The 2830-nt window shown below is 37.2% G+C and carries 6 protein-coding genes; 1 reads left to right on the forward strand and 5 read right to left on the reverse strand.

Annotated elements, in window-relative coordinates; translation table 11 throughout:
• Positions 1 to 192, forward strand: a 192-nt coding sequence (locus tag ABVT42_RS21880; protein WP_367024464.1) for a hypothetical protein, incomplete at its 5' end; no start/stop codon positions are given.
• Between the two features lie 15 nt (positions 193 to 207).
• On the opposite strand, the gene ABVT42_RS21885 is transcribed toward ABVT42_RS21880, so the two are convergent.
• The 5 genes from ABVT42_RS21885 to ABVT42_RS21905 form a co-directional block, all read right to left on the reverse strand.
• Positions 208 to 381, reverse strand: coding sequence for a hypothetical protein (locus ABVT42_RS21885; protein ID WP_353898091.1), 174 nt, complete (start codon positions 379 to 381; stop codon positions 208 to 210).
• Positions 382 to 567: 186 nt separating this feature from the next.
• Positions 568 to 1320, reverse strand: a complete 753-nt coding sequence (locus tag ABVT42_RS21890; RefSeq protein WP_353898090.1) for an ankyrin repeat domain-containing protein — start codon at positions 1318 to 1320, stop codon at positions 568 to 570.
• Positions 1320 to 1703, reverse strand: a complete 384-nt coding sequence (locus ABVT42_RS21895; protein WP_353898092.1) for a Tle-like phospholipase domain-containing protein — start codon at positions 1701 to 1703, stop codon at positions 1320 to 1322. The genes ABVT42_RS21890 and ABVT42_RS21895 overlap by 1 nt, the downstream gene beginning before the upstream one ends.
• Positions 1704 to 1782: 79 nt before the next feature.
• A complete protein-coding gene (locus ABVT42_RS21900) occupies positions 1783 to 2148 on the reverse strand; it encodes a hypothetical protein (protein WP_353898089.1) in 366 nt (121 codons plus the stop codon).
• Positions 2132 to 2830, reverse strand: a 699-nt coding sequence (locus tag ABVT42_RS21905) for a hypothetical protein (RefSeq protein ID WP_367024467.1), incomplete at its 5' end; no start/stop codon positions are given. The genes ABVT42_RS21900 and ABVT42_RS21905, both read right to left, overlap by 17 nt.

Raw genomic sequence — 2830 nt, forward strand, 5'->3', positions numbered from 1 at the left:
AATGGTAATGATTACCCATTAAACAATAACAATGAATCATCGCATCAAATTGCTCATGCGATTCTTGAAGGACCGATAAAAACGCCTGATAGTCTTTTTCATGGTGAAAAACCGTTTGACGGCCTCGGCCGCGATTCATCACATGGTGAAATGCGCCTTTATATTCTATTCGAGTGGGTCTATATATTGTAAAATAGGCTTGCCCCCTTATTTTTTTGTATGTCCAAACAACTCGCCATCTTTAAACCTAATAACTTTTTTAGGTCCAGATGCTCGAAGTAACTGAACTTGATTAACTCCTCTTTGTGCGCTAGAGACAACAATCGGCCCAGGAGAGTTTCCTCCAATCGCTCCAGTAGTATATTCAGAATATAGCTGCAAGTATTCTTTATCTAATGAACTTCCAGAACAACTTGTACCAGAGTTTCGTTGACAATCAGCTTTTATCTTTTCGTAATGATTTTTATAGTGCTCATTATTTGAAACATAGCCTCGTCCTAAAAGAAAGTTAGTACCTTTCTCAAACCAACCCGCTTCATTTCCTCCTTGAGTTGTCTGACTGGTGCGTTAATACTTCACTTCAATGCCTCTATCTATTAAAAACGAAATCACTTTGAACTTTTTCGTAAATAATTCTGAATCACGAGAAATGATTTGTTCTTCTAGCACCATTTTCAAATCATATCCTTGGTTATCTTTTAGTCGAAAATCTGCTCCTTTCGATAACAAATAATAGGTTGTATCATAATCTAATAACCCTGCAACATATAAAAGAGGTGTTTCCATCATAGAATTACGATAATCTATTTCTGCATTCATACCCAATAAGAGTTCAATATTTTTAGTGTTTGCTTCTGACACAGCGTAATAAAGCGCAGTTGGCGCCCAACCTTTTTTTGAATTAATTTGGTCTACTCTGGCGCCGTATTCCAACAAGCTTTGGAGATAGTACGAGTCTTTCAACTTTGCAGCCAAATGAATGAGTGACCTTCCATTTTTAAAAGCAAGATTTGGACTTGCCCCTCTTTCCAACAATAATTTGAATGCATCTTTGTTGTCATAAAATATGCTACAACTTAGTAAGCTAGTCATTTTTTTACTAATAATATTAATGTCATTCAGATCCGTCAATGAAGTTTCAAGTAACTTAGTATTCCGTGATTCTATATTATCCAGCACCTTTGAAAGTTCGCTTGTTGAGTCTCGAACATCACATGCTTTTAAATCAATCTCTAATAATCTATTTTGTTTAGCACTACAAGAACTAGAGAAACAAACAAATAGAAATATTAATGGCCAATGCCTTGCAATTCTAAGCATCACAAATCCTCGCTTTTTAGTACTTCTGTCATTCTATGTAAGTTTATTTGGCTGTGGGTATTTGTTCCTGGCCCAGGGCTTAGAGGAATCCGTTTACCGGCAGCTGCTGGAATTTTTCCTAAGAGCTTTGCTTGCCAAAAAATTAATGGCGAATCTTGAATATGACTTAAAATATCTCCTTTTAAATAATACGCTTTTATAAAGTCTTCTGGTTTTCCAGACCAACGCTCTCGATACCGATCGACAACATTGGAATGAAGTCCAGCAGCATTAAAAGTTACGGCATTTCGCAGGTAACTTAGAGATGCAGCACTAGCCAACCCTCCGCCAAGACTATGACCAGTGAAAGTCACGCTTCTTGATTTTCCGGCTTTCCGAGCGATTCTTCGGGCTTAAAAGTCAGGGCTGTCCCCATTCAGTGTTTGCCAAAACCGGCAATTAAAGACTTGACCCCAAACATTCCTAATCTCCAAAATAAGAATAAAATTCATTTTTTTCATTTTCGTCAAGCGAAAGTTTATAAAGCTCTGTGCTTCCATTACCTAAAACACTAATCGAATAATAGTAGTACATATTAGATTCATATTTACATAACCAACCATAACTAACCACTTTGTAACCCTTACTTCGAAGAACCTGATATTTAGAAAGACTTTTACATGGGTTTCTATTTAATTCAATTTCAAGTCGATTTGTGGCAATTTTTAAAAGTGATGAGTCACTTAGTAAAAAAGCGTGCCCCCCCCATATCGCTATCGAAATTCCAAGTACTGATAATATTATTAGAATTTTTTTCACATTTAGCCCCGTATTATTCAACATAGCCATTATATTTAATCCTGCCTAAAAACTCATAGTCATATGGAGTACCTTCACCATGATCAATATTGGCTCCTAACGTTAATGTAGATCTCCAAGGTTTACTCCATTGAAAGTCAAAATTATAGTGATCATCAAAAGGTTTGTAACTACCGGAGAAATACCATCCGTTGTCTAATCTCGTTAGCGTTCCGATGACATGTATCGATATGTCACCTAGGGTTTCATATTGACTATCAGGAGTTTTGTACGCCAAATTATCGTCGGGACCTCTCCATTTTACTTTAAACATACTTCCCCAAGGAGCATTCGGGTTGTTGTCTATTATTGCTCTAATTTGAGGAGCATCTCCTAAGATTAATTCACTAAAGTCGACAGCTGACGATGGTAATCTTATTGCAGCTCCATTTCCAAGCTTCCAGTTACCCTTTGCTTGCTCATATGTCGGCACTTCATCTACATAAATGGGGTTAACGTCTCTAGGATTTAACAAGTCAGAAAACCACCGATCTACATCTAAATTAAGAACGGAATTAGGATCGTTTTCAATATCAGATATGCTTCTCCCACTGGGGCTCACCCCATCACCCACATTATCCTTATCATTCACTCCCTGTTCAACTTTATCAGCCGTCTTAGCCTTTTCACCTAGACCAGTGTTTCCGTTATTTTCTGGTTCACTCTGTTTTCC

Source organism: Aliikangiella maris (assembly GCF_040719265.1).
GTDB classification, from domain to species: domain Bacteria; phylum Pseudomonadota; class Gammaproteobacteria; order Enterobacterales; family Kangiellaceae; genus Aliikangiella; species Aliikangiella maris.